This window comes from Pseudomonas sp. WT-JTC (assembly GCF_056711565.1).
The window spans coordinates 46418-65171 of sequence record NZ_CM160042.1 but is presented as its reverse complement, the minus strand read 5'-3'; the positions used below and the strand labels follow the sequence as shown (position 1 = coordinate 65171).

The 18754-nt window shown below is 59.1% G+C and carries 20 protein-coding genes; 8 read left to right on the top strand and 12 right to left on the bottom strand.

Annotation, left to right across the window (positions count from 1 at the left end):
* The first annotated feature begins 15 nt into the window (after positions 1–15).
* From AC06G5_RS00315 to AC06G5_RS00300, 4 genes are all read left to right on the top strand, one after another.
* Positions 16–732: a PA5502 family lipoprotein gene (locus AC06G5_RS00315; protein WP_413426148.1), complete on the top strand. Its 717-nt coding sequence runs from the start codon at positions 16–18 to the stop codon at positions 730–732.
* A 257-nt stretch (positions 733–989) separates the two neighbouring features.
* Entirely contained in the window at positions 990–1997 is a 1008-nt protein-coding gene (locus AC06G5_RS00310; RefSeq protein WP_413426146.1) for a methionine ABC transporter ATP-binding protein, read from the top strand.
* On the top strand, positions 1997–2671 hold the full coding sequence (locus AC06G5_RS00305) for a methionine ABC transporter permease (protein ID WP_008018443.1): 675 nt from the start codon (positions 1997–1999) through the stop codon (positions 2669–2671). The genes AC06G5_RS00310 and AC06G5_RS00305 overlap by 1 nt, the downstream gene beginning before the upstream one ends.
* Positions 2672–2731: 60 nt before the next feature.
* Complete coding sequence (locus AC06G5_RS00300; RefSeq protein WP_413426144.1) at positions 2732–3502, top strand: MetQ/NlpA family ABC transporter substrate-binding protein; 771 nt, start codon at positions 2732–2734, stop codon at positions 3500–3502.
* A gap of 174 nt (positions 3503–3676) precedes the next feature.
* Here AC06G5_RS00300 and AC06G5_RS00295 read toward each other — a convergent pair whose 3' ends face one another.
* The 5 genes from AC06G5_RS00295 to AC06G5_RS00275 are packed head-to-tail and all read right to left on the bottom strand — an operon-like array spanning position 3677 to position 7579.
* Positions 3677–4312: an SCO family protein gene (locus tag AC06G5_RS00295; RefSeq protein ID WP_413426142.1), complete on the bottom strand. Its 636-nt coding sequence runs from the start codon at positions 4310–4312 to the stop codon at positions 3677–3679.
* A complete protein-coding gene (cyoE, locus tag AC06G5_RS00290) occupies positions 4309–5208 on the bottom strand; it encodes a heme o synthase (RefSeq protein ID WP_413426140.1) in 900 nt (299 codons plus the stop codon). Before cyoE ends, AC06G5_RS00295 begins: the two co-directional genes overlap by 4 nt.
* Positions 5196–6269: a COX15/CtaA family protein gene (locus tag AC06G5_RS00285; RefSeq protein WP_413426137.1), complete on the bottom strand. Its 1074-nt coding sequence runs from the start codon at positions 6267–6269 to the stop codon at positions 5196–5198. The genes cyoE and AC06G5_RS00285 overlap by 13 nt, the downstream gene beginning before the upstream one ends.
* 10 nt (positions 6270–6279) lie before the next feature.
* Positions 6280–6873: a hypothetical protein gene (locus AC06G5_RS00280; RefSeq protein WP_413426135.1), complete on the bottom strand. Its 594-nt coding sequence runs from the start codon at positions 6871–6873 to the stop codon at positions 6280–6282.
* Positions 6839–7579 carry an SURF1 family protein gene (locus AC06G5_RS00275; RefSeq protein WP_480458782.1) on the bottom strand — a complete coding sequence of 247 codons (741 nt, stop codon included), beginning with the start codon at positions 7577–7579 and terminating at the stop codon, positions 6839–6841. Before AC06G5_RS00275 ends, AC06G5_RS00280 begins: the two co-directional genes overlap by 35 nt.
* Before the next feature lie 72 nt (positions 7580–7651).
* On the opposite strand from AC06G5_RS00275, the gene AC06G5_RS00270 reads away from it, so the two are divergent.
* On the top strand, positions 7652–7855 hold the full coding sequence (locus AC06G5_RS00270) for a twin transmembrane helix small protein (protein ID WP_008018435.1): 204 nt from the start codon (positions 7652–7654) through the stop codon (positions 7853–7855).
* A gap of 19 nt (positions 7856–7874) precedes the next feature.
* Here AC06G5_RS00270 and AC06G5_RS00265 read toward each other — a convergent pair whose 3' ends face one another.
* The 4 genes from AC06G5_RS00265 to coxB form a co-directional block, all read right to left on the bottom strand.
* Entirely contained in the window at positions 7875–8762 is an 888-nt protein-coding gene (locus tag AC06G5_RS00265) for a cytochrome c oxidase subunit 3 (protein WP_413426131.1), read from the bottom strand.
* 25 nt (positions 8763–8787) lie between these two features.
* Positions 8788–9339, bottom strand: a complete 552-nt coding sequence (locus tag AC06G5_RS00260) for a cytochrome c oxidase assembly protein (protein WP_057397371.1) — start codon at positions 9337–9339, stop codon at positions 8788–8790.
* A gap of 138 nt (positions 9340–9477) precedes the next feature.
* Entirely contained in the window at positions 9478–11070 is a 1593-nt protein-coding gene (ctaD, locus tag AC06G5_RS00255) for a cytochrome c oxidase subunit I (protein ID WP_480458779.1), read from the bottom strand.
* Between the two features lie 82 nt (positions 11071–11152).
* On the bottom strand, positions 11153–12280 hold the full coding sequence (gene coxB / locus AC06G5_RS00250; protein WP_111283264.1) for a cytochrome c oxidase subunit II: 1128 nt from the start codon (positions 12278–12280) through the stop codon (positions 11153–11155).
* 370 nt (positions 12281–12650) lie between these two features.
* Here coxB and AC06G5_RS00245 point away from each other — a divergent pair, with 370 nt between their 5' ends.
* Positions 12651–13301, top strand: coding sequence for a hypothetical protein (locus tag AC06G5_RS00245; protein ID WP_413426128.1), 651 nt, complete (start codon positions 12651–12653; stop codon positions 13299–13301).
* Positions 13302–13431: 130 nt separating this feature from the next.
* Here AC06G5_RS00245 and AC06G5_RS00240 read toward each other — a convergent pair whose 3' ends face one another.
* The 3 genes from AC06G5_RS00240 to AC06G5_RS00230 all read right to left on the bottom strand — a co-directional run bounded on the left by AC06G5_RS00240 (position 13432) and on the right by AC06G5_RS00230 (position 17082).
* Positions 13432–14958, bottom strand: coding sequence for a SulP family inorganic anion transporter (locus AC06G5_RS00240; RefSeq protein ID WP_413703786.1), 1527 nt, complete (start codon positions 14956–14958; stop codon positions 13432–13434).
* Positions 14959–15048: 90 nt separating this feature from the next.
* Positions 15049–15780, bottom strand: a complete 732-nt coding sequence (locus AC06G5_RS00235; RefSeq protein WP_413427902.1) for a carbonic anhydrase — start codon at positions 15778–15780, stop codon at positions 15049–15051.
* Positions 15781–16023: 243 nt separating this feature from the next.
* Positions 16024–17082, bottom strand: coding sequence for a PA0069 family radical SAM protein (locus AC06G5_RS00230; RefSeq protein WP_413427901.1), 1059 nt, complete (start codon positions 17080–17082; stop codon positions 16024–16026).
* A 210-nt stretch (positions 17083–17292) separates the two neighbouring features.
* Between AC06G5_RS00230 and AC06G5_RS00225 the strand changes: the two genes are divergently transcribed.
* Positions 17293–17595: a hypothetical protein gene (locus AC06G5_RS00225; protein WP_413427900.1), complete on the top strand. Its 303-nt coding sequence runs from the start codon at positions 17293–17295 to the stop codon at positions 17593–17595.
* A 490-nt stretch (positions 17596–18085) separates the two neighbouring features.
* On the top strand, positions 18086–18730 hold the full coding sequence (locus AC06G5_RS00220; RefSeq protein WP_413427899.1) for a dual specificity protein phosphatase family protein: 645 nt from the start codon (positions 18086–18088) through the stop codon (positions 18728–18730).
* Positions 18731–18754: the final 24 nt, after the last annotated feature.

The following is an 18754-nucleotide window of genomic DNA, read 5'->3' as shown; positions in this document are numbered from 1 at the left end:
TAGAGAGTCGCAGGAATGAAGTCGTTCGCCTCCCGTTATCTGCTCCTTGTCGCATTTTCTTTGCTGCTGGGCGCCTGCCAAAGCACGCCACCGGCGGCCACCGCGGCCGCGGATGCGCGGGCCACGGCCATCGTACAGCTGGAACAAAACATCGCCAGCGATGAACTGGCGACCGCCGAAGACCAATTGGCAGCCTTGCAGGCCGAATCGCCTACCGATGCTTCCCTTGAGCAGTACCAGCGGCAACTGGCCGAAGCCTATCTGCGCCGCAGCCAGATCGTGTTGCAAAAGGGTGACGTGGATGCCGCCGCGACCGCCCTGAGCCGTGCCCGCGCATTGATGCCCAAGGCTCCGGCGCTGACCGGTGGAGTCAACGGCTCGATTGCCCAGGCGCGCAAGGCCGAGCTGGAAAAAGCCGAAGCCGACCTCAAGGCTGCCGAAGCCAGGCCAAAAGCCAAGGTCATCGATCTAACGGCTGAAAGCACCACGGTCGCGCTGAATATCAACGATATGGGCAAATTGCGTCGCCAACTGGACGCCATCGCCGCCGATGTGGTGAATTTTCAGTGCGACGTGAGCATTCAGGCTCCGCGCACCAATGATTACCCTTGGCTGGCTAATTTGCTGACCAAACGGGTGAAGAAGCTCGATCCTGAGTTTGATCTGAAGCTGGAGCGGCAGATTTTGCGCAGTGTTCCGGCGCAGATAGTGCTGAGTCCGCGCAAACCCTGAAAGCATCGCGAGCAGACTCGCTCCCACACTGGATCTGTGACCGACGCAGAACCATTGTGGGAGAGGGTTTGCTTGTGAAGACGCCCTTCCTCGCAAGAGGATTTCAAGCCGGCATTCCTTTGGCCTTCGCCTCCGCGTTATTGCCAAATGACAGGACAAATGCGAAATAAATGCTAAGAACCTCTATACGGACAGGCTAAAATGCGCGCCCGGCTAACCGCTGACCCTTTTCTAACGCGCCCCACAAGGTTCGCTACGTGATCGAGTTTCAAAACGTCCATAAAACCTACCGCGTCGCCGGTAAGGAAATCCCCGCCCTGCATCCGACCAGTCTGACGATTGAGAACGGGCAGGTTTTCGGCTTGATCGGTCATTCCGGCGCAGGAAAAAGTACCCTGCTGCGTCTGATCAATCGCCTGGAAAACGCCAGTGGCGGCAAGATCATCGTCGACGGCGAAGAAGTCACGGCCCTGGACGCCAACGGCCTGCGCCGCTTCCGTCAGCAGGTCGGGATGATTTTCCAGCACTTCAACCTGTTGGCCTCCAAGACCGTTGCCGACAACGTCGCGCTGCCGCTGACGCTGGCTGGTGAACTGTCCCGCAGCGACATCGACCGTCGCGTCGCCGAATTGCTGGCCCGGGTCGGCTTGTCCGATCACGCCAACAAATACCCGGCGCAATTATCCGGTGGGCAAAAGCAGCGCGTCGGCATTGCACGCGCCCTGGCGACCAAGCCAAAAATTTTGCTGTGCGATGAAGCCACCAGCGCCCTTGATCCGCAAACCACGGCGTCGGTCCTGCAGTTGCTGGCCGAGATCAATCGCGAGTTGAAGCTGACCATCGTGCTGATCACCCATGAAATGGACGTGATCCGCCGGGTCTGCGACCAGGTCGGAGTAATGGATGCAGGCGTGATCGTCGAGCAAGGTTCGGTGGCCGAGGTGTTCCTGCATCCGAAGCACCCGACCACCAAGCGCTTCGTGCAAGAAGACGAGCACATCGACGAAAGCGAACAGCGTGACGACTTTGCCCATGTCCCGGGCCGCATCGTACGTCTGACCTTCCAGGGCGAAGCGACCTACGCACCTTTGCTGGGTACAGTCGCCCGCGAAACGGGCGTGGACTACAGCATCCTTGCCGGTCGAATCGATCGCATCAAAGACGTCCCTTACGGGCAACTGACCCTGGCCGTGACCGGCGGTGACATGGAAGCGGCCTTCGCCAGCTTCACCGCAGCCGACGTCCACATGGAGGTGCTGCGCTAATGGAAGCCCTGACAAGTTTCTTCGCCAATATCGACTGGCTCGAAATCTGGCTGGCCACTGGCGACACCCTGCTGATGCTCGGCGGTTCGCTGTTGTTCACCGTGCTGCTCGGCTTGCCGCTGGGCGTGCTGCTGTTCCTGTGCAGTCCGCGCCAGTTGCTGGAAGCCAAAGGCGTCTATGCGATGTTGTCGCTGGTGGTGAACATTCTGCGTTCGCTGCCGTTCATCATCCTGCTGATCGTGATGATTCCGTTCACCGTGTTGATCACCGGCACGTCCCTCGGTGTTGCCGGTGCGATCCCGCCGCTGGTGGTGGGTGCCACGCCATTCTTTGCCCGCCTGGTGGAAACCGCCCTGCGCGAAGTCGATCGCGGCATCATCGAGGCGACCCAGGCCATGGGCGCGACCACGCGGCAGATCATCACCAATGCCTTGCTACCGGAAGCTCGCCCGGGCATCTTCGCGGCGATTACGGTGACTGCCATTACACTGGTGTCCTACACGGCGATGGCCGGTGTGGTGGGCGCCGGTGGTCTGGGTGACCTGGCGATCCGCTTCGGCTACCAGCGTTTTCAGACCGATGTGATGGTGGTGACAGTGGTGTTGCTGCTGGTACTGGTTCAGGTACTGCAAACCGTTGGCGACAAATTGGTCGTCCACTTTTCCCGTAAGTAAGACATGAGCCGGCCATTCGCTGGCAGGCGCCAAGCGGGCGCCCCACATGGAGTTAGCTGAATGAAAAAACTGATCGTGGCCTTCGCGGCCGTTGCCGCGTTCTCTGCCCACGCTGAAACCCTGACCGTCGCGGCCACCCCGGTACCACACGCCGAGATCCTCGAATTCGTGAAGCCGGCCCTGGCCAAAGAAGGCGTGGACCTGAAGGTCAAGGTCTTCACCGACTACATCCAGCCGAACGTGCAGGTCGCGGAAAAGCGCCTGGACGCCAACTTCTTCCAGCACCAGCCGTACCTCGATGAGTTCAACAAGGCCAAGGGCACCAACCTGGTGTCGGTTGCCGGCGTGCACCTGGAGCCCCTGGGCGCTTACTCCAGCAAGTACAAAACCCTCGCTGAACTACCTGGCGGCGCCAACGTGGTGATCCCGAACGACGCCACCAATGGCGGCCGTGCTCTGTTGCTGCTGGCCAAGGCCGGCGTGATCAAGTTGAAGGATTCGAACAACATCCTGTCGACCGTCAAGGACATCACCGAGAACACCAAGGACCTGAAAATCCGCGAACTGGAAGCCGCGACCATCCCGCGTGTGCTGACTCAGGTCGACCTGGCGCTGATCAACACCAACTACGCGCTGGAAGCCAAGCTCGATCCGGCCAAGGATGCACTGGTCATCGAAGGCAGCGACTCGCCGTACGTGAATATCCTGGTGGCTCGTCCGGACGACAAGGACAGCGAAGCGATGAAGAAACTGGTGGCGGCCCTGCACAGCCCGGAAGTGAAGGCCTTCATTCTCGAGAAGTACAAAGGCGCGGTAGTGCCGGCGTTCTGATAGAACTGCTGCAACGAAAAAGGGGACGCCAAGTGCGTCCCCTTTTTTATGCCTTTGAAATATAGACCCCTGTGGGAGCGGGCTTGCTCGCGAAAGCGGTGTATCAGCCGCTATCAATGTCGGTCGAACCACCGCTTTCGCGAGCAAGCCCGCTCCCACATGGTTTTGTGTTGCTCAATTGCGTTTGAGCATCACCGGCAACTGCGCCACCAGCTTCGCATTGTTCAACGGCGCGCGGATGAAGCCGCGCTGGGTGCCGTCCGGCCCGATCACCGCGAGGTTGCCACTGTGGTCGACGGTGTAGTTCGGCTTGCTGGTGTCCGCCGGAATGTACGGAATGCTCACCGCGTTGGCGACCTTTTGCAGCTCTTCGGTCGACGCCGCGGTCAGGCCGACGAACTGCGGGTCGAAATAACCCAGGTACTGCTTGAGCTGCTTGGGCGTATCGCGATTAGGGTCGACGCTGACCAGCACGACTTGCAGTTTATCCACCGCCTCGGGCGGCAATTCGCTCTTGATCTGTCGCAGTTGGGCGAGAGTGGTCGGGCAGATGTCCGGGCAGAAGGTGTAGCCAAAAAACAGCAGGCTCCACTTGCCCTTCAATTCATTGATCGTGACCGGCTGGCCGTCCTGATTGGTCATCGTCACTTCCGGCAGATTACGGCTCTGCGGCAGCAAAATGATGCCGGCGTCGATCAGCGCGGTCGGATCGCCCTGGTTTTTCCCGGACAGTACCTTGTTGACGGTCAGGCCCAGGATCAGTGCGACCAGGGCGACGAGAATGAAGACGGTTTTCTGGGTTCGAGTCATAGGTTCAACAATAAGTAGTGGTCTACGAGCAGGGCGATAAACAGCAGGAACAGGTAGTAAATAGAGTACTTGAACGTGTTGATCGCCGCGTGCGGCCGAGTGCCACGGTACAGCACCACGGCCCATTGCAGAAACCGCGCACCCAGCCCGAGCGCGCAGACCAGGTAGAGCGTGCCGCTCATGTGGATCACGTAGGGCATCAGGCTGACAGCAAGCAGCGCGAAGGTATAAAGCAGGATATGAATCTTGGTGTAGTGCTCGCCATGGGTGACCGGCAGCATCGGAATATCGGCCTTGGCGTATTCCTCCTTGCGATGGATCGCCAGCGCCCAGAAGTGCGGCGGGGTCCAGGCGAAGATGATCAGCACCAGCAGCAGCGGCTCAGCGCTGACGTGACCGGTGGCAGCGGTCCAGCCGAGCAACGGTGGCGCAGCGCCCGCCAGGCCACCGATGACGATGTTCTGCGGGGTCGCACGCTTGAGGAATCCGGTGTAGATCACCGCATAGCCGAGCAACGAAGCCAGGGTCAGCCACGCGGTCAGCGGGTTGGTAAACGCCAGCAGCATGGCTTGCCCGAGGGCCGCCAATACCAGCGCGAACGTTAGTGCGGCGGTCGGCGAAACCCGGCCTTCGGCCAGCGGCCGTTTATGGGTGCGCGCCATGATCGCGTCGATGCGCCGGTCCACCACATGATTGACCGCTGCCGCGCCACCGGCACACAGGGCAATGCCCAGGTTGCCGAAAATCAGCACCGTCCACGGCACGCCGGCACGGGTCGCGAGGAACATTCCCACCAGTGAAGTGATGAGCATCAGCACCACCACTTTGGGTTTGGTCAGTTCCAGGTAGTCACGCCAGATCGCCTGACTGGGACGTTCGCCGATCAGAATCGCCATGGCGTCTCTCCTTTTGTTGTTATGGGCCCGGCTGAGTGTTTACGCGGGCTGAAGTGCCAGCGCGCTGGTTGCTTGACCCGAACCAGACTGGTTCGGGCGTGGTAATTGACCAGCACCATGGTCAGCAACAGCGCCGCGCCGCCCGCGTTATGCGCGACGGCCACCGGCAGCGGCAGATGGAACAGCACGTTGCTGATGCCCAGGGTGATTTGTGCACCAAGCGCGATCAGCACCAGGCCTGCCAGGCGTGTCATGCCGACCACCTTCAATTGCCAGGCCAGGCCGAGCAATACCAGGGTGACCAGCAATGCACCGATGCGATGGGTCAGGTGGATGGCCGTACGGGCGTCGCTGTCCAGTTGCCCGCCAAGATAATTCGGACCGATGTGTTGAGTAAGGTGAAAGCCGTTGGCGAAGTCGGCCGGTGGCAACCATTGGCCGTGACACGTCGGAAAGTCGATGCAGGCCACGGCGGCGTAATTGGAACTGACCCAACCGCCGAGAGCGATTTGCCCGATCACCAGCAACAGCCCCGCCGTCGCCCAGTACTGCAAGCGTCGAGGCACGGTCAGCGCCGGCAGTACGCCGGACAGGCGCAAGGTCAGCAGAAACAGCAAGCTCAAGGTCGCAAAGCCGCCAAGCAAATGCCCGGTGACCACCTGCGGCCAGAGCTTGAGCGTTACCGTCCACATGCCGAAAGCGGCCTGGCCAACAACCACCGCCAACAGAAACAACGGCAACTTCACCGGTTGCCCGGGATGACGGCGATGCACCCACGCGCGACCGGCCAACACCGCGATCAACATCCCCAGTGTGCCGGCGAAGTAGCGGTGGATCATCTCGTTCCAGCCCTTGTGGGCCTCGACCGGAGCGTCCGGGAAATGCAATTCGGCATGGGCCAGTTGGGCTTCGCTTTTCGGCACGCTGATGAAGCCGTAGCAGCCAGGCCAGTCCGGGCAGCCGAGACCGGCGTGGGTCAGGCGGGTGTAGGCGCCGAGCAACACCACAATCAGTGCCAGCAAGGTGGCAAACAGCGCGAGGCGAAATCCAGGCTTGGCCATGACGATGCCCTTATCCGATGTTCGACAGTTTCAGCAGGTGACGCAGATCGTTCAGCAGGTCCTTGCCCTTCACCGACGGGTCGTAGCGCAGCACCAGATTGCCGTGGGGGTCGATGATCCACAGGTGCGGCGCGTCATCGCTCCGAGCACCTTTGATGTAGGTCGGCAAGTCCAGTGAATAGCGTTGCAACTGCGGGTACTCGCGTTGAAGTTTAGTCTCGTAATCGCTGTTCAACGTCTGCGCGGCGGCCAATGCATGGCTGGCGCGGGACGCGTCGCGACCGAGGCCGATCTGGATCTGTCGCGCCAGGTACACCAGCTGCTGGCAGTCCACCGCGCAATCCTTGGGCGCCGTCACCAGCATCTGCCAGCGATCCTCCTGGGCCGGCACGCCAATATCGGCACGGGTCTGGCCATTGCCGATCAGTTCGCCGTGATAACTGCGGCCCTCGGGCACCCAGAAATTCAGCTTGTACATGCCGGTGGCGAGGATCATCGGACCGATTACCCCGAGCAGGATCAGCAGCAGTTGCAAGCGGCCCTTGCGCCGGTTCACTGACGGTTTCGCCTCAGACATGCTGGGTGGATTCATGGCCGCTCCCATGGTGTTTCTCCTTTGCGTTGTGCCAACCGAGATAGAGATAAAGACCGAACAGGGCAATCGCCATGGCGAACCACTGCACGGCATAAGCGATGTGCTTTTCCGGCCCCGTGGCGACCACCGGCCAGTCGGCCTGATAGGTGGCGGGGCCGGTTTCGGCGCGTAGTTCGTAGGCAAAACCTTCGCGGTTCAGTGCGGTCCAGAGCCTGGTTGGCTCAACGGCCGTAATCAGCTTCGGCCATGTCAACGTTGTGGGGTCTGCGTGCAATTGGAACGTCGCACCGGGGGGGACGTAGACCCACGCGTCGAGGCTTACCGCTTCGGTGGGTGTCTTGAATTGAGGTGGAGCGCGGCGCTCCGGCCATGGCAACCAGCCGCGATTGACCAGCAGCCAAAGCCCGGTGGCCTGATCGTGAAACGGTTGCAACAGTTCGACGCCGACCTTGCCGTTGCGTTGACTGTTGTCCAGCAGCAGGCTGTGTTCGGCATCGAACTGGCCGTGCAGGCGAACCCGGCGAAAGGCAGGGTCAGTGGTGTACTGCAATTCGTTGCTGGCCATCGGCTCGGCGACCCGGCGCTCGGCGTATGTTTGCAGCAGCGCGCTTTTCTCCGCGCCCCGGCTCAATTGCCAGAACCCCAGGGACACCAGTAGCGGCAGCAACAGCGCGACCACCAGCGTCGGCACGATACCCGGCCGAAAGCGCTTCATGGCATCGCCAGAAAGTCGGTCATCGCGATAGCTATACTTAAGTGCATCGCTTCTCCCCCCGGAGTCTTAACCATGCTCAAAGCAGCCATCGTCCTGATGCTGATTGCCACGATTGTCAGCCTGTTCAGCGGCCTGTTTTTTCTGGTCAAGGACGACAGCCGCTCAAACCGGCTCGTCATTGCCTTGAGTGTTCGCGTGACCCTGGCCGCCCTTACCCTTGGCTTGATTGCCTGGGGCTTTTTCAGCGGCCAGCTGGTTTCCCATGTCCCGTGGTAGCTCGCTCCTACAATCTGCTCTAAAGCACATAAACGAAAACGAACAGCCCGATCCACACCACATCCACGAAGTGCCAGTACCAGCTCGCCGCTTCGAAGCCGAACTGGTGCTCGCTGTCAAAGTGCCCGCGCATGATCCGCATCAGCATCACGAACAGGATGATGGTGCCGATGGTCACGTGGGCGCCGTGGAACCCGGTGAGCATGAAGAAAGTCGCGCCGTAGATGCCCGAGCCCAGGGTCAGGCCCAGCTCGTGGTAGGCGTGCATGTACTCTTCGGCCTGGAACGTAAGGAACGCGCAGCCCAACAATACGGTGAGCGCCAACCATAGTTTCAGTGCACCGCGATGGCCCTTTTTCAAGGCATGGTGGGCGATGGTCACGGTCACGCTGGAGCTCACCAGCAACACGGTGTTGAGCAGCGGCAGGCCCCAGGGACTGATGACTTCCTTGGGCGGCGGAAACAGTTTCGAGTCGGGGTTGTCCAGCAGCGGCCAGGTGAACTGGAAGTTCGGCCACAGCATGTGCGCGATGCCTTTGGCGCCTTCACCGCCGAGCGCCGGCCCGGAGATATGACGCACATAAAACAGCGCGCCAAAAAAGGCGATGAAGAACATCACCTCCGAGAAAATGAACCAGCTCATGCCCCAGCGGAACGAGCGATCCATTTGCGGGCTGTACAAGCCGCCGCGACTTTCCTTGATCACCGTGCCGAACCAGCCGAACAGCATGTAGGCCACCAGCAATCCGCCGACGAAAAAGATCAGTGGCCCGTGGGATTCCGGGCGCGCCGCTTTCAGGTCGTTGAACCAGGTGGCCAGGCCGTACACGGTGGTGACCATGCCGAGCGTGGCGATGATCGGCCATTTGCTCTGGGCGGGAACGTAATAATGTTCATGAGTTGCCATTTATTGTTCTCCTTATCGGGCACGCTCAGCCGCCAGTATTTACAGCTACCGGTGGATGTCGGGCGGTGATATCGAACAGCGTGTAAGACAGCGTCAGGTGCTTCACGTCCTTGGGCATGTCACGGTCAACGATGAAACGTACGGGCATCTCGATCCGTTGACCGGGCTGCAGCACTTGCTGGGTAAAGCAGAAACATTCGGTCTTGTGGAAATACGCGGCGGCTGTGCTGGGCGCGATGCTCGGCACGGCCTGGGCACTCATCGGCTTGTCAGTGGGGTTGTGGGCGATGAAGATCATCTCGTTCACCGCCCCCGGATGGGCCACCAGTTCCTCGCCCTTGGGATAGAAGTCCCAGGGCATATCGGCTGTATTGGTCGACAGAAACTGCACACGCACCTGCCGCGAGGTGTCGACCGTTTGCTCACCCTCGTATTGCCCGGCGGTCTTGCCGTTGATGCCAAAGGCCTTGCACATCACGTCGTATATCGGCACCAGGGCAAAGCCGAAGACAAACATCGCCGCCACCACAAGCAATAGCCGGGTGACCAGTTTCTTCATCGAAATCGAGTCAGCCATGATTACCAGCCTCTACGCCAAACCATGTAGGAGCGAGCTCGCTCGCGAAAAACCTGAGAGCACCGCGGGGTGTCAGGCTTCCAGCGTTATCGTTGACACTCATCGCGAGCGAGCTCGCTCCTACAGGGGGCCGTACGTTCATTTCACTTCCGGCGGCGTAGTAAAGGTGTGATACGGCGCCGGCGACGGGATGCTCCACTCCAGGCCTTCAGCCCCATCCCACGGTTTGGCCGGTGCCTGGGGGCCGCCGCGAATGGTCTTGATCACGATGAACAGGAAGAAGATCTGCGTGGCGCCGAACATGAATGCGCCGATCGACGACACCATGTTGAAGTCGGCGAATTGCAGGTTGTAGTCCGGGATTCGCCTCGGCATGCCCGCCAGCCCCACGAAATGCATCGGGAAGAAAGCCATGTTCATGCCGATGAAAGACAGCCAGAAATGCAGCTTGCCCAGGGTTTCGTCATACATGTGGCCGGTCCATTTCGGCATCCAGTAATAGGCCGAGGCGAAGATCCCGAAGATCGCCCCCGGCACCAGCACATAGTGGAAGTGCGCGACCACAAAGTAGGTGTCCTGGTACTGGAAGTCCGCCGGGGCGATGGCCAGCATCAACCCGGAGAAGCCGCCGATGGAGAACAGGATCACGAATGCCACGGCGAACAGCATCGGCGTCTCGAAGGTCAGCGAGCCTTGCCACATGGTGCTGGCCCAGTTGAACACCTTCACGCCAGTTGGCACCGCAATCAGCAGCGTGGCGTACATGAAGAACAGCTCGCCCACCAGCGGAATGCCGACCACGAACATGTGGTGCGCCCACACGATGAACGACAGGAACGCGATACTCGCCGTGGCGTAGACCATCGACGTGTAGCCGAACAACGGCTTGCGCGAAAAGGCCGGAATGATCGAGCTGACGGCACCGAACGCCGGCAGGATCATGATGTACACCTCGGGGTGACCGAAGAACCAGAACACATGCTGGAACAACACCGGGTCCCCGCCACCGGCGGCACTGAAGAAGCTGGTGCCGAAGTGGATGTCCATCAGCATCATGGTCACGCAGCCCGCCAGTACCGGCATCACTGCGATCAACAGGAACGCCGTGATCAGCCAGGTCCAGACAAACAGCGGCATTTTCATCAACGTCATGCCGGGGGCGCGCAGGTTGAGGATGGTCGCGATCACGTTGATCGCCCCCATGATCGAACTGATCCCCATCAAGTGGATGGCGAAGATGAAGAAGGTCACGCTTTCCGGCGCGTAGGTCGTCGACAGCGGCGCATAGAAGGTCCAGCCGAAGTTCGGCCCGCCACCGGCGGTGAACAAGGTCGATACCAGCAGCAGGAACGCTGCCGGCAACAGCCAGAAGCTGAAGTTGTTCATCCGCGGCAGGGCCATGTCCGGCGCGCCGATCATCAGCGGGATCATCCAGTTGGCTAGGCCGACGAAAGCCGGCATTACTGCACCGAAGACCATCACCAGGCCGTGCATGGTGGTCATCTGGTTGAAGAATTCCGGCTGGACGATTTGCAGTCCCGGCTGGAACAGTTCGGCGCGAATCACCATCGCGAACGAACCGCCTAGCAAGAACATGGAGAACGCAAACCACAGGTACAGCGTGCCAATGTCCTTGTGGTTGGTGGTCAGCACCCAGCGCATCAGGCCTTTGACGGGGCCGTGGGCGTGGTCGGTGGCGGTATGAACATGTTCATCGATTACAGCAGTCATGTCCTGTCTCCTGCAAACAGATGGGCTGGGCAAGCCGGGGTACGTAGCCCCGACCGGTTCCGTACGTGCGCAATAGACCGGGTCATTTGCTTTCCGCCTGTTTCAGCTCCAGCACTTCTTTAGGCGTGACCATGTCGCCTTTGTTGTTGCCCCAGGCATTACGTTCATAGGTCACGACCGCCGCGATATCGACTTCCGAGAGTTGCTTGCCGAACGCCGCCATCGCGGTGCCGGGCTTGCCATGGAAGACCAGGCTCAGGTGAGCCTCTTTCGGCCCGGTGGCGATTTTCGAGCCCTTGAGTGCCGGGAACATCGGCGGCAGGCCCTGGCCTTCGGCCTGGTGACAGGCTACGCAGGTGGTGTGATAGACCTTGTCGCCGCGATCCTTGAGTTCGTCGAGCGTCCATTCCTTGCTGGTCAGCTCTTTGAGCTGCGCGACCTCGACCTTGCGATCGGCCAGCCATTTTTCGTAATCGGCCTTTTCCTTGACCTCGACCACGGTCGGCATGAAGCCGTGATCCTTGCCGCACAACTCGGCGCACTGGCCACGGTAGATGCCGGGCTTGTCAATGCGGGTCCAGGCTTCGTTGACGAACCCCGGAATCGCATCGCGCTTGACCGCGAAGGCCGGCACCCACCAGGAGTGGATAACGTCGGCAGATGTCACCAGAAAGCGCACCTTGGTGCCGACCGGCAGCACCAATGGCTTGTCGACTTCGAGCAAATAGTGCTCGCCCTTGGTTTCCTTGTTGTGGATTTGATCTTGGGGGGTGGTCAGGTTGCTGAAGAACTCGACGTCCTGGCCCAGGTACTTGTAGTGCCACTTCCACTGGTAACCGGTGATCTGGATATCGATTTCCGGCTCGCTGGCGTCGTACATCCTGATCAGGGTCGCAGTAGCGGGAATCGCCATGGCCACCAGGATCAGGAAGGGCACAATGGTCCAGAGGATTTCAACAGTGGTGCTTTCATGAAATTTGGCGGCCACCTGCCCGGTCGAGCGGCGGTGGAGAATCATCGACCAGAACATGGCACCAAAAACGATGATGCCGATCACCACACAGATCCAGAAAATGGTCATGTGCAGGTCGAATACTGCGTGACTGATTTCAGTCGCTCCAGGCGCCATATTCACAGTCCAGGCCGCTTGCGCCTGACTGAAAATCGACCACAACAGGAGGCCCATCCAGACATGTGGATGTCGCATCATTGCGGGTTCCCCTTATCGTTCTTGTTATCCCGCCGGCTTTCACCTGCGGCAAGGGAGCGGCTGCATCAGACTACGAACTTGAATCGCCGGGCCTTGCTGCACATGCAGTCGGGCGTCATCAGCTAACTCCATTCCACCCCGAGTATAGACAGCACCTCTGACCTCGCAACGCAAAGGCGTAAATCATCTGAAACAGCATTAACTTGCTTTGCAGGGCACGAATGGAGAAGGATGCAGACGAGTGGTGGCCAATCGATATAACGGCGCCGTCTGAAGGATGAAATAATTATGACAAATGCGTCTTAGCATTTTTCATAAGCCAGCTAAGTTATGTCTTCCCTATTTCATTGCCTTGTTTCCTGGAGTTTTCATGAACACCGCCGCATTGCGCGAGCAGATCCAAAAAGCCCAACAACACGAAGCCGAGACCGGCCTGCTGACGCGTCAGCTGGAAAGCAAACTGCCTCATCTACACCCGGCGATCCAGTTACCGGAAGCGGACGCCAATGGCGTGCTGACGCGTTTTGTCGCCGCTTACATCAATGAAGTTCCTGATCTGCTGGACGCAGCCAATGAAGTCGCCAGGGAAGCGGGCATCGAGTCACAGATCAAACCGGTGCTGACAATCGCCGAGCAGTACTTCCTCCAGCCGCCAGCCATCATGGCCGGTCATGTCGGGCTCGACAGCCTGCTGGATGAAGCCTACCTGGCGCACCGGTTTGTCGAAGAGGTCAACGACCTGTACATCAAGCATTTCGGCCAGCCACTGATCCCTCTGGACATGACTGTCGCCAACCTGATTGCTCACCAATTGATCGGTGAGGAGTTTGCCAACCAACTGGACGAAGTCGTACATCACGCTTTCGAACAAATGTTGACCGAAGAGAGCTTTGCGCTAGAGTTGGTGGAAGCCTACCGCGAGAAGCTCAGCAGCCCGGACACCGGCGCCGCGTGGAAGCGCTGGCCGTGCATGTCCCGCCGTTTGGGCGTAGGTCTGGAACTGGATCAGCCGGCGGCTTGATCCATCGGTAACTCCCCCTGTGGGAGCGGGCTTGCTCGCGAAGGCGGTTAACCATTCAGCAAATAAATTGGCTGATCCACCGCCTTCGCGAGCAAGTCGGATCGCCGCACCGCCGCTCCCACACTGTTATCTACCCGGCCGCGCCTATGCCGGTATTCGTCCGTACCCGCCCCTCCAGTCTTCGCTTCAATCCCCGCGATTCAATCAACAGCTTCGAGCCCTTGGCCGCATTCGCCCGACCCCAATCCTCCAGCAGCTCCAGGCACGAGTGATCGATGTAGCTCAAATTGTTGAGCGGCACATGCACCGTAGTGCCCGGCGCAATGCTGCCCAGCACCTGGGTCAGCGCCGGTACTTTGAGGAAGGTCGCCGCGCCCACCAGGCGCAATTCCATTTCCCCCTCCCGGGGCAGATCGATCAGGCTGATTTTCAAGCGAGAGGCTTTCAGCGCCAGCTTCACCAGCGTCAGGCCGAAACCAATCAACACACCAGTCAGCAGGTCCGTGAAAACGATGGCGAGAGCAGTTGCCGCGTAAGTGAACATCGGCGCCCGACCATACCGGGCCAAACCACGAAAAACCTTGAGATCCACCAGTTTGAAGCCGGTGTACACCAGCACGCCCGCCAGGCTCGCCACCGGAATGCTTTGCAGCACGCTGGACAACAACAACACGAACGCCAGCAGCCACAGGCCGTGGAAAATGGTCGAAAACCGCGTGGATGCTCCGGCCTGAACATTCGCCGAGCTGCGCACGATAACGCCGGTCATTGGCAACGCACCGAGCAGGCCACACAACATGTTGCCGACACCTTGTGCCGACAATTCCCGGTCGAAATCCGAACGCTGGCCGCTGTGCATGCGATCAACCGCCGCGGCCGAGAGCAAGGTTTCGGCGCTGGCGATGAAGGCCACGGCAAACGCGGCGATCAGCAAGGTCGGATCAGCCAGGTTGAGCAGATCCGCCGGCTTCAGCCAGTCGATGGCCTCCGCCAGGTTGGCCGGCACCTCAACCCGTTTGACCGGCAATGCCAACACCAGGCTGGCAAGCGTGGCCAGACCGACACCGAGTAGCGCGCCTGGAATGAAGCGCAGGGATTGCGGACGGCATTTTTCCCACAGCCACATGACGGCAATCGTCGACAAACCGAGCAAACCGGCTTGCCAGCCAAACGTGGGCAACGCCTGAGCCAGCGCCGCCGGGAAGGCTGCCAGGTTATCCAGGCCCGAGGGTTTGGGCACGGCATCCAGCATCACATGCACCTGAGACAGGACGATCAACACGCCAATCCCGGCCAGCATGCCGTACACCACCGCAGGCGCCGTCACCCGAAACCAGCATCCCAGTTTCAAGCGACCGGCCACCAGTTGCAGCAAGCCCGCCAGCAAAAAAATGGGGCCGAGCATGGCGATGCCGTGCTGGCGGACCAGTTCAAATACCAGAACGGCCAGGCCCGCCGCCGGGCCGCTTACCTGTAGCGGCGAGCCGGCCAGCCAGCCAACGACCAGACCACCGATGATGCCGGTGATCAGCCCCTTGGCCGGCGGCAGCCCCGAGGCAATTGCGATACCCATGCATAGGGGCAGGGCAACCAGGAACACAACCACCGAAGCCAACAGCTCCCGTGGCAGAACAGCTTTGAGTCGAGCAGCACGCATGGTGAGTCTCCCGAAGTTTTCTTCAGGCATGGCAAAGCCAGGCTGCCTGAACGGCAGCCTCGGCTGAACCACACAACGATTTAGGAGGATTTAGAAGCGCGCTTTGGGCGTCGCCACGGGAATTGGCAGGCTGCCATTGAGCGGCAGGAAACAACCTTGATCGGCGTCGTACGCTTTGATTTCGCTGGTTTCGATGTTGTAGACCCAGCCGTGGATAAACAGCTGACCGTTGGCCATACGCGAGGCCACCGACGGGTGGGTGCGCAAATGCTGCAATTGGGCGATCACATTCTCTTCGGTGAGGACGTGCATGCTTTCGCTTTCGTTAGAGCAGTTGCAGTTCTCCTGCACCATGGTTTTGGCCACTTCGGCATGTCGCAGCCAGGCTTTGACCGTGGGCATTTTTTCCAGGCTGTCCGGGTTGAGCACCGCGCGCATGGCGCCGCAGTCGGAATGCCCGCAAATGATGATGTGATGCACCCCCAGGGCCAGTACGGCGTACTCGATGGCCGTGGAAACGCCACCGTTCATTTGCCCGTAAGGCGGTACGACGTTACCGACATTGCGGGTCACGAACAGGTCGCCTGGGGAGCTTTGGGTGATCAACTCGGGGACGATGCGCGAATCGGCGCAGGCAATGAACATCGCTCGTGGCCGCTGGGCCGTGGCGAGTTTCTTGAAGAGTTCTTCCTGTTGGGGAAAGATCTCATGATGAAAATGCAAAAAGCCGTCAACGATATGCTGCAACGCTGCATCGGCGGTTTCGGCCTCGGGTAGGGCTGAAGCCGACGCAGCCAACGGCTGTTTATCCTTGTCACTCATGATTCATCCTCATTGGCGGAGTCAGGGAGACATCCCGTGTTGTTCCGTGTGAAGCCAGTGGCTGGTTAAAAAACATCCAGGTCGAACATTTCGACCCATCAGTCACTCGGTGAACAAGGTAGCGGCCAAATCTTAATTCAAACTGAATGAACCGCTCTAGAACGTGTGTTCCAGGTCACAAAAAACGTGACCAGCGTAATCCGTGAGCACGCTCTTCAGTACTCAACCATAGGCCAATTGTCCTCAAATCAACGACATTTGGCGACCCGGCGGACAAAAGGCTTCGCAATCCAGATTGAACCCCTCACGGTGATTGAGTCCCAGCCGCTTGATCGCTTTGGCAAAGCGCTGCGCCAGCAAGTCCGCAAACGGCCCTTCACCGCGCATCCTCGCACCAAAGCGGCTGTCATAAAGCTCGCCACCACGGCTCTGACGGATCAGGCTCAGGACATGCGCCGCCCGTTGAGGGTAGTGGGCCACCAGCCATTCCTCGAACAGGGGCGCCACTTCAAGCGGCAGGCGCAGCATCATGTAAGCGGCGCTCTGTGCCCCGGCGTCGTAGGCCTCGGCAAGCAGGCTTTCGAGTTCGCTGTCGTTGATCATCGGAATCACCGGTGAACACAGCACGCCCACCGGGATGCCTGCATCGCGCATGACCCTGATCGCCCGCAACCGGGCCTTGGGTGCTGCGGCCCGCGGTTCGAGGATGCGTTTGAGTTCGTCGTCCAGGGTGGTCAGGCTGATCATTACCGCCACCAGTCTTTGGCTGGCAAGCTCGGTCAGCAGGTCCAGGTCGCGAAGAATCAGCGATCCCTTGGTGACGATGGTCACCGGATGTCGGTAACGCAGGAGTACCTCGAGGGTCTGCCGGGTGATCTTGTATTCACGCTCGATCGGCTGATACGGGTCGGTGTTGGAGCCGAGATTGATCGGCGCACATTGATAGCCACGCCGGGACAGTTGTTCTTCCAGCATCTGCGCGGCGTTGGTCTTGGCGATCAGCCTGGTTTCGAAATCCAGCCCTGGCGACATGTCCCAATAGGCATGACTTGGCCTTGCGTAGCAGTAGATACAACCATGCTCGCAGCCGCGATAGGGATTGATCGAACGATCGAATGGCAAGTCCGGCGAGGTATTGCGGGTGATGATGGTTTTCGCCGTTTCGATGCGCACCTCGGTGCCTTGGGTGAGCGGTACTTCCTGGTACCAGCCGTCGTCTTCGGCCACCGAATGGCTGGGGGCAAAGCGGTTGTGCGGGTTGGTTGCGGTGCCGCGACCACGTGGGGGCAGAGAGCTAACCATCGACGGATTCCTGTATCTGTATATCCATACAGTACATGACTCACTGCGTATCGACCAGTACCGCTCAGCCCTTCATCTGATGACAGGGCCTCATGAGTTTACTTGTTCAACAAATGAAAGGAAAACTAAGGAAACATATAGTCAGTGGTTGGATTTAATACCTGCCAGTATATTTAACCCACCAAGTCCCCCAAACAAAAGGATTTATGAATGTCGTTTTTTAATCAGCGCGGCATCTTCCTGCAACTTATGCAACCGAGTCATTCGGAGCCAAACACACTGGTTTCACTGCAACTGGCTCGAAAGGAACTCAGTTGGGACGCTGAAAATGAAGCTCAAATTGAAAGTCTGGTAGACTCGGAGTTTTACACTGCTGTTTCCACAGACGGTGGTAACTCGTTCAGTATCAAGACCGTTGGCAAGGATGTCGACGAAGACGGGACCATCGGCGCTGCCGACAAAGCCAAGCTACAGGCGCTGGCCAAGGCCTATGCCAGTATCGTCAATCCATGAGCTCTGACTTTCTGATTACTGGATAGTGTAATTGCCGAATGCATGCGGGCTAGTGCATATATTCGGTAATTCGTTGGAAGATATACAAATAACTATCAAGCCAATTAGATCAGGAAAGTATCCAAACACAACAATTGATCCACGCGCCAATATCTTTTCGGGAGCTCTCTCCGTGACATTCCATATAAAGGACAAGGCAACAATTTAAAGCCTGGATCTTACGCCCACCGTTCATCAACAACAAATAATTGTTCCTCCGGGCATGGAGTATCCTTGTCGTCTTCCCGCTGAACTACCCGAGCTTCGAGTAGATGTTGAAGTGTTTGACTATGGCGCTGCACTGAACGAGCCGCTCAATGCGTTTATCACACTGAAATGTAATCCAGGCCGCGGCTTCACGATTCTTTGACGGTCCACTCACAGGCCTTTGACCGTGCATGCCTGATCCTTGCCACTATCTTTCCGTCCCTTTCTGAACGGTCACTCAAGCATGCCTTTACCACGATTTTTATCTGCGATATGCCTGTCGCTGGTTGCACTCGTTAACCTGACACCGGCACTTGCCGACGACAATATGTCGACTCGTCCAGCTGAGTGGGCTCAATCGGTCGAGAAGCAATACAACCTCTTCCAGATGTCGCCGACGCTTTACCGCAGCGCCTTGCCGGACAAGGGTGCGGTGCCGCTTCTGGAGAAGCTCAAGGTCGGCACGGTGATCAACTTCCTGCCTGAAGCGGACTCCAGTTGGTTGTCCACGCCAGGCATCACGCAGGTACAGCTACCTTATCGCACCAACCATGTAGATGACGCCGATGTGCTCAAGGCCTTGCGCGCCATCAAGTCTGCCGAAGCCAAAGGCCCGGTGCTGATGCATTGCAAACACGGCTCCGACCGTACTGGCCTGATGGCGGCTATGTACCGGGTTGTCATCCAAGGCTGGACCAAGGAGGAGGCCCTGAACGAAATGACCCAGGGCGGCTTTGGCGACAGTACCCATTTCAAGGATGGAATTCGCTACATGATGCAGGCCGATGTCGACAAACTTCGCACGGCACTGGCCAATGGCGATTGCAGCACCAGCCCGTTCGCCGCGTGCTCAATGAAGAGCTGGTTCAAGTCCGCTCATATCGAATAAAAAAAGCCCCCGTTGCATCGCGCA

What these genes read in the sequence shown, in the direction of transcription:
- AC06G5_RS00315 (WP_413426148.1), top strand. Translation starts at nt 16, where the DNA reads ATGAAGTCGTTCGCCTCCCGTTATCTGCTCCTTGTCGCATTTTCTTTG.
- AC06G5_RS00305 (WP_008018443.1), top strand. Translation starts at nt 1,997, where the DNA reads ATGGAAGCCCTGACAAGTTTCTTCGCCAATATCGACTGGCTCGAAATC.
- AC06G5_RS00300 (WP_413426144.1), top strand. Translation starts at nt 2,732, where the DNA reads ATGAAAAAACTGATCGTGGCCTTCGCGGCCGTTGCCGCGTTCTCTGCC.
- AC06G5_RS00295 (WP_413426142.1), bottom strand. Translation starts at nt 4,312, where the DNA reads ATGACTCGAACCCAGAAAACCGTCTTCATTCTCGTCGCCCTGGTCGCA.
- cyoE (WP_413426140.1), bottom strand. Translation starts at nt 5,208, where the DNA reads ATGGCGATTCTGATCGGCGAACGTCCCAGTCAGGCGATCTGGCGTGAC.
- AC06G5_RS00285 (WP_413426137.1), bottom strand. Translation starts at nt 6,269, where the DNA reads ATGGCCAAGCCTGGATTTCGCCTCGCGCTGTTTGCCACCTTGCTGGCA.
- AC06G5_RS00280 (WP_413426135.1), bottom strand. Translation starts at nt 6,873, where the DNA reads ATGGGAGCGGCCATGAATCCACCCAGCATGTCTGAGGCGAAACCGTCA.
- AC06G5_RS00275 (WP_480458782.1), bottom strand. Translation starts at nt 7,579, where the DNA reads ATGAAGCGCTTTCGGCCGGGTATCGTGCCGACGCTGGTGGTCGCGCTG.
- AC06G5_RS00270 (WP_008018435.1), top strand. Translation starts at nt 7,652, where the DNA reads ATGCTCAAAGCAGCCATCGTCCTGATGCTGATTGCCACGATTGTCAGC.
- AC06G5_RS00265 (WP_413426131.1), bottom strand. Translation starts at nt 8,762, where the DNA reads ATGGCAACTCATGAACATTATTACGTTCCCGCCCAGAGCAAATGGCCG.
- AC06G5_RS00260 (WP_057397371.1), bottom strand. Translation starts at nt 9,339, where the DNA reads ATGGCTGACTCGATTTCGATGAAGAAACTGGTCACCCGGCTATTGCTT.
- ctaD (WP_480458779.1), bottom strand. Translation starts at nt 11,070, where the DNA reads ATGACTGCTGTAATCGATGAACATGTTCATACCGCCACCGACCACGCC.
- coxB (WP_111283264.1), bottom strand. Translation starts at nt 12,280, where the DNA reads ATGATGCGACATCCACATGTCTGGATGGGCCTCCTGTTGTGGTCGATT.
- AC06G5_RS00245 (WP_413426128.1), top strand. Translation starts at nt 12,651, where the DNA reads ATGAACACCGCCGCATTGCGCGAGCAGATCCAAAAAGCCCAACAACAC.
- AC06G5_RS00240 (WP_413703786.1), bottom strand. Translation starts at nt 14,958, where the DNA reads ATGCGTGCTGCTCGACTCAAAGCTGTTCTGCCACGGGAGCTGTTGGCT.
- AC06G5_RS00235 (WP_413427902.1), bottom strand. Translation starts at nt 15,780, where the DNA reads ATGAGTGACAAGGATAAACAGCCGTTGGCTGCGTCGGCTTCAGCCCTA.
- AC06G5_RS00230 (WP_413427901.1), bottom strand. Translation starts at nt 17,082, where the DNA reads ATGGTTAGCTCTCTGCCCCCACGTGGTCGCGGCACCGCAACCAACCCG.
- AC06G5_RS00225 (WP_413427900.1), top strand. Translation starts at nt 17,293, where the DNA reads ATGTCGTTTTTTAATCAGCGCGGCATCTTCCTGCAACTTATGCAACCG.
- AC06G5_RS00220 (WP_413427899.1), top strand. Translation starts at nt 18,086, where the DNA reads ATGCCTTTACCACGATTTTTATCTGCGATATGCCTGTCGCTGGTTGCA.